This is a genomic window from Nostoc sp. ChiVER01, from assembly GCF_034531155.1.
In the GTDB taxonomy this organism is placed as follows: Bacteria; Cyanobacteriota; Cyanobacteriia; order Cyanobacteriales; family Nostocaceae; genus Nostoc.
The window spans coordinates 1-6,271 of sequence record NZ_JAVRBS010000061.1; the positions used below are offsets into that span (position 1 = coordinate 1).

A 6,271-nucleotide genomic window follows, 5' to 3' on the forward strand; every position below is an offset into this window, starting at 1 on the left:
TATGCTTTGAATCATAATATGAGAAAAATTTTGAATCATAAATTGAGAAAGAGTTAACGCAATTTCAAGCTTTCTCACCAATCACAAAATAAAACTTTGAATCAAATCATGAGATAGAGTTGAAATGTTGAAGCATAACTAAAGAATGAGTTGAAAAAACACAATTGAATAAAACTTGGACAAAAAATCTCTCTTAAAATTGCTCTAACTTAAACTTTCAATTCAAAATATGGTTCAAAATTTCAAGATATGCTTCACTAAAAACTATGACTCCGTAGTTTTTTCTGGCGTACTGAAATCTTAAAACTGTCTCCTGACAAGAGAAACACTCTTTTCTTGGATAAAAAACTCTCATGACAGACGACGAATTTGATTATTGGTGTAAGCAACAGCAACTAACGGCATCCTGCAAAGACTTAATCGCCGCAATTCGCGCTGCCCCACCTTCTCGCAGAGTACAAGGACGCGCCAAAAACGTTAGTGGAGTTTACCCTAGCCGTAAAATGGGTCAAACCATTCAATTTGAGAGCCACACAGTAGAACTGTGGGCGATTTATCAAATGGAACATGACCCCCAGGTGTTAGAGTTCTATGATCAACCACCGCCATTTAAAATTCAGTACCAAAACCAAAACGGGCGAAAAATAGGTCATTATCATACCCCAGACTTCTTCGTACTGCGTCCAAGTGGTGCAGCCTGGGAAGAATGGAAAACCGAAACCGAATTAAAACGACTAGCCCAAAAATACCCTTCACGCTACCAAAAAACTGAAACTGGTCATTGGCATTGCCCACCAGGAGAAGCTTACGCCGCATCTTATGGACTCACATACCACGTTCGCACCGATACCGAACTAAATCCGGTATTCACCCAGAACCTAATGTTTTTAGAAGATTACTTTAGGTTCAGTGCCAATATCCCCCACTCCATTACAGAACAAATCTCTTCAGCAGTTCAAGCCACCCCAGGAACAACCTTTGCCGCCACACTTGCAAGCATACCTGGAGTACGTGCTAACGATATCTACGCCATGATTGCCACAGAGCAACTCTACGTAGACTTGTATGCAGTTCCCCTAGTGGAGCATTGGCGAGTTCAATTATGGACAGACGAACAAACTCATACTGCTCATACATATTTAGCCATAGGGACAACTGGGCATCATCAACAAATCACCTCGCCCACAACACTTTCGCCCAATACCTTATTAGTCTGGGACGCACAACTTTGGACTTTAGTTAACTTGGGCGAGAAGACAACCACACTCTTACCCGAAGTTGGGCAACCAATGCAATTGCCCAGAGCATTTTTTCTGCAATTATTTGATAGCGGCACTATCAACATTCATACTTCAGAAACACACGCAACCATCAATGAAAAAGTGCGTGAATTGATGGATGCTGCCTCGCCTACGGATCTACAAAGAGCTAATCACAGATTTCATCTAGTACAAGCATATTTCCAGCACCGCACAGACATATATAAGGACATACCTCAAAGCACCTTGTCTCGATGGGTCAAACAGTTTCGGGAAGCCGAAGCCACTTTTGGTTGCGGTTATGTTGGGTTGCTGCCGCGTATCGCTAGTAGAGGAAATCGCCAACCCAAAGCACCAACGGATGCAAGCAAATTATTAGATCAATTTATTACCGAACATTTCGAGACACCAAGACAAGCTCCAGCCGCTTCCGTTTATCGCGCCTATACAAGAGCCTGCGAAAGAGCCAACATCCCACCACTGAGTCAGCGCACATTTTATACTCGGCTAAAAAAGCGTCCCATCCATGAGCAGACTTTAAAACGTCAGGGAGCAAAAGCCGCATACGCAACCGAACCGATTGTTTTAGAACTAGCTAAAACCACCCCCCGGCATGGAGACAGACCCTTTGCCATCTGCCATCTTGACCACACCCAACTCGACATCGAGTTACGCTCCCAAGTAACTGGTCGGAACTTAGGACGACCTTGGCTAACCTTACTGATTGATGCCTACTCCCGACGCATATATGCAGTTTATCTCACCTTTGACCCACCTTCTTACAGGTCTTGCATGATGGCACTAAGGTTGTGTGTTCAGCGTTTTGGTCGTTTTCCCCAATCTGTAGTTGTAGATGGTGGCAAAGAATTTCATAGCGTTTACTTTGATACCTTATTAGCACGTTACCACTGCATCAAAAAGACTCGTCCTGGTGGTAAACCTCGTTTTGGCTCAGTAGTTGAGCGATTATTCGGTACAACCAATACGGAATTTATCTTTAACTTACTGGGTAACACCCAAGCCAGTAAACAACCACGTCAATTGACCAAAGTTGTTGACCCCAAACAACTTGCCGTTTGGACATTAGCAGATTTATATACCTACCTGTGTGAGTGGGCATACACCATTTATGACACGAGCGTACATGATTCCTTGGGTGAGACACCATTACAAGTTTATACCGACGCAATCGTTGCTACAGGGGAGAGGGAACACCGACGCATTGCATACAACGAAGACTTCCTCATGGCAACACGCCCTAGCACACCCAAAGGCAATGCTAAAGTCCAGCCGGGACAGGGAATTAAAGTCAATTATCTTTATTACTGGAATGATGCTTTCCGCAATCCAGTTGTCGAAAAAACCAAAGTCAGTGTGCGCTATGACCCTTTTGATATGGGTGTAGCTTATGCGTACTTAGAGGGAAGATGGGTCAAATGTATATCCCAGTATTACAGCACCTTTGCCGGACGCACGGAGAAAGAAGTGCTATTAGCTGCCCAAGAAATTAGACAGCAAGATAAGCGTAATGCTGTGAGTACAAATATCTCTGCCAAACGCCTTGCCGACTTCATCGCGGCGGTGCAAGAACATGAAACTTTACTCATGCAACGGTTACGGGATTTGGAAGCGGTTGGGGTACTAGAGAATGTAACACCCAATAAGGAAAGTGTACCCCAGTTCCCAAGAGTCAGCACTCTTGAGCCAGAGATGGAAGCACACAGTCAAGATGACGAACAATTGCCACCACTGCAAAACAACGTTGAACTGTTGGATCTCACGCGACTGCCGATACTAGGGGAATACCGTTAATGGACAAATTTTTAACCGACAATCTTAACGGCGAAATACACCTCAAACTTACCCAGTTTAAGGAGTATGCAGTTTTACATCCCCAGTTAGAACGGGTAGATATGCTGTTGATGCGTGCGATTCGAGAACCCGCCGGATTTGCTCATGTGTTGGTTTATGGGCCAAGCGGTGTGGGTAAGACAACGATGATTCGGCAGATTGCTAAACGGTTAAATGAAAATTTAGCCGAACAGTTGCCAGGTGTTTCCAATTCCTTAAGCTACCGTAACGGCAGTCAACCCCCGATGCCGTTATTGCTGTTAGAAACACGACCACCTGACGGTGGGGTGTTTAATCGGGCAGATTATTACCGCACTGCGCTGAAACTTTTGGGAGAACCATTCTATGAGCGGCGGATGCTGATAGATATTGATGCGGAGCAGACCTGGGAGAAGAAAGGGCGTGGGCGGACTAAAACAGCCCAGTTTAATGATTCGCCTGAACTGCGTCACGCATTAGAAGAAGCGATGACCAAGCGTGGTGTACGGGCAGTGATTTTGGATGAAGCACAGCACTTAATGAAGATTGGGACTGGTGCAAGTGCTGGTAAGCTTTTAGACCAGTTGGACTGGATTAAGTCCATGACCAATGTTACGGGTGTGCTACACATTCTGATTGGAACTTACGAACTGCTGAATTTTCGTAATTTAAGTGGTCAAGCATCCCGGCGGGGACTGGATATCCATTTTCCACGTTATTTGTATCAGAATGAACTTGACCGCCAGGATTTTCAAGCCGCATTATTGGCACTCCTGATGCAAGTACCTCTGAACGTTGATGTCAAAGAGTTGATGCAGCATTGGCTTTACTTTTATGAGCGTTCCATTGGTTGTGTTGGGGTACTCAAGGACTGGCTCATCCGGGCTGTGGCAGCAGCTTTGCATGATGGTCACGATACTTTGAGTTTAGAACGACTGCATGAACATACGCTCACACTAGCCCAATGTGAACGTATGGCTTTGGATACCACTGAGGGTGAACAAAAACTCTCTTACATGGAAAGCCGGCGTGAACACTTATGGCATTTGCTACAGATGGGCATGGGTTCGACCTCTGTACCAAAAGCGGCTGTGGATTTATCCAAGGGCGGGGAGACTACGGCTGCATCGCTCCCAAAATCTGACAAACCCGCGTCTCCAGCGAAACGAACTCGTAAAAAGCCTGTCAGGGAGAGCGATGATGAAACGGCTTCTACAACACCAAATGAAACGTCTATAGAGCCAGCACCCAAGAAAAAACAAACTCGTAAGAAAACAAAACTTGCTGATTCTTCAATTAGTGAAGCACCACTAAAGACAAATATTATCGACACTCCCACATTAGAAGAGAAGACACTAGATGAAAAAGCAACTCAACAGGAAATGCCTAAAACCCCTAAAAAGTCTTCGGGGCGTGTTGGGCAACGCAAACCCAAACGAGATACTGTAGGACTTGAGTGAACATTAAAAAATTCAGTAATAAACAGTTTTTATCCCAGGCATCAGTTTTTCAATAATCTTCGCATTGTTATTCAAGGAAATTATTAATTAATGAGTTTGTCTACTTTACCTATAGAATTTGAATTAGCAGCTGCCAAAATCTTATCTACTCATTATCTACACTCTCGCTTTAAATTGACAGCAGAAATTGAAAAAGGCCTTTTAGTAATTGATTTTCAAGGCTATTTTACCGAAACTTTCGATCCGAAAAACCGTCCTTATGCTAATCCTGTTAATGAATTTTATCGAAATAATAAGGTTGATTTTCGGCTATTTTGGGGGAGTGAACATCTAGCATTATCTGGCTGGTGGAGAAATGCTATTCTATCGCTTGAGTATACTCCAATACAGCAAGAATGGTTGAACGAAGACGGTGAGGAAATTCTTCGTCCCTATCCAGATGGTGATAAGTTTGAGGCAATTGCTGCTTCTTTGTACCCGATTTTACAGCAGTATTTCACAATTTGAAGATTATGTCTAAAAATCAGAGTAAAAGTAAAAATAATAGTTACTAAGATGAATCAGCTAACAATCTCTTCCAAAATCGAAACTTGTTTCTCTATTAAAAAGCTAGTTAACTTAATAGAAGCGCAAATATTGGAATTAGATGAAAATCTAGAATTAACTAGTGAAGAGATTTTTGAGATTGTCTGCCAAGAATCTCACCTAAATACTGATTTTCTAAAACAAGCTTTGGGTTGTAAATGTCCATTTGCTTTAATTGGTTTTATTAATGAATTAGAATTCAATGAATTTTCTAATTATTCTGTCATTATCGAAGACTTAAATACGCATGGTCAAAATGTCAAACAACCAGCCATTTAGGGACTTCCAGGAAACAAACTATTCCATTATCTGCTTCTGCTGGAAGGGATGGCATCTACCCAACCACAGCATAAGTCTTTCAGCATTCATGTGACAAAAAGGGAATTTTGATTAATGAGTAAATGCCCAATAGGATTAATTTGTGAATTTTTTGATTGTGATAAGAGACAATGCTTTCAATTGGTTAAATCGTGGCCATTACCTTATTGTGATAGATCCTTTGATATTGAATGGCGTACAAAGTGGGGCTTTTTGGTAGAAATTCCTCAATATAATGATAGCTACACTGGCGATCCAGACAAAGACGAATCAATTCATAGGTATAACGAGTGGGTTGGACATATTCGACAAGAGCTTTGGTATAGCGGTTGGTGGGAAGCAATAAAAATACCATTACAGCCTCACCCAGACGGAGGTTTGCTAGTCACCGATCGTCTGCGGATGGAGCAATCAGTTACTTTAGCTTGTTCATTAGACTATTACCAGGAACTAGATAGTGGCTTTGAGCCTCCAGTTCCCATACATGGCTATCAACGGCTTTACAGTAAACAATATCTTGTTGAAGAAGAGGAAGGTCATATAAAAGATCCGCGCACTCTAAAAGATTACCATTTACTTTACGCTAGTAATTTTTTAGCAGGCTTTGATGATCTCTATCCAATTGAGGGAACCACGGGCTTGAACTGACAAGCTAATAATCAATTACCAGACTTGCCCAGTTAATTACTCATCAGCTAACCACCATTTCCTAACTAGCTTGTGTTGCTGTCTGACGCAACGATAATCCCTCATCAAGTGCTGCAATTACTTGGTAAATGTGATTTTTCTACTTTGACGCTGATTTCTGAAGCATAAAAT

General features: G+C 42.4%; 5 protein-coding genes. All 5 read left to right on the top strand.

Annotation, left to right across the window (positions count from 1 at the left end):
* Positions 1–353 precede the first annotated feature (353 nt).
* The 5 genes from RMY00_RS35760 (at position 354) to RMY00_RS35780 (ending at position 6,100) form a co-directional block, all read left to right on the top strand.
* Positions 354–3,071, top strand: coding sequence for a TnsA endonuclease N-terminal domain-containing protein (locus RMY00_RS35760; RefSeq protein ID WP_322652089.1), 2,718 nt, complete (start codon positions 354–356; stop codon positions 3,069–3,071).
* Positions 3,071–4,549, top strand: a complete 1,479-nt coding sequence (locus RMY00_RS35765; RefSeq protein WP_322652090.1) for an ATP-binding protein — start codon at positions 3,071–3,073, stop codon at positions 4,547–4,549. The genes RMY00_RS35760 and RMY00_RS35765 overlap by 1 nt, the downstream gene beginning before the upstream one ends.
* Before the next feature lie 90 nt (positions 4,550–4,639).
* On the top strand, positions 4,640–5,056 hold the full coding sequence (locus RMY00_RS35770) for a hypothetical protein (RefSeq protein WP_322652091.1): 417 nt from the start codon (positions 4,640–4,642) through the stop codon (positions 5,054–5,056).
* 48 nt (positions 5,057–5,104) lie between these two features.
* Positions 5,105–5,413: a hypothetical protein gene (locus RMY00_RS35775; RefSeq protein ID WP_322652092.1), complete on the top strand. Its 309-nt coding sequence runs from the start codon at positions 5,105–5,107 to the stop codon at positions 5,411–5,413.
* Between the two features lie 180 nt (positions 5,414–5,593).
* The gene (locus RMY00_RS35780; RefSeq protein ID WP_322652093.1) at positions 5,594–6,100 is read left to right on the top strand and encodes a hypothetical protein; all 507 of its coding nucleotides are present in this window, start codon (positions 5,594–5,596) and stop codon (positions 6,098–6,100) included.
* Positions 6,101–6,271: the final 171 nt, after the last annotated feature.

Bases quoted from the DNA above. Each gene is read 5' to 3' on its own strand.
- RMY00_RS35765 (WP_322652090.1), top strand. From the start codon at position 3,071: ATGGACAAATTTTTAACCGACAATCTTAACGGCGAAATACACCTCAAA.
- RMY00_RS35770 (WP_322652091.1), top strand. From the start codon at position 4,640: ATGAGTTTGTCTACTTTACCTATAGAATTTGAATTAGCAGCTGCCAAA.
- RMY00_RS35760 (WP_322652089.1), top strand. From the start codon at position 354: ATGACAGACGACGAATTTGATTATTGGTGTAAGCAACAGCAACTAACG.
- RMY00_RS35775 (WP_322652092.1), top strand. From the start codon at position 5,105: ATGAATCAGCTAACAATCTCTTCCAAAATCGAAACTTGTTTCTCTATT.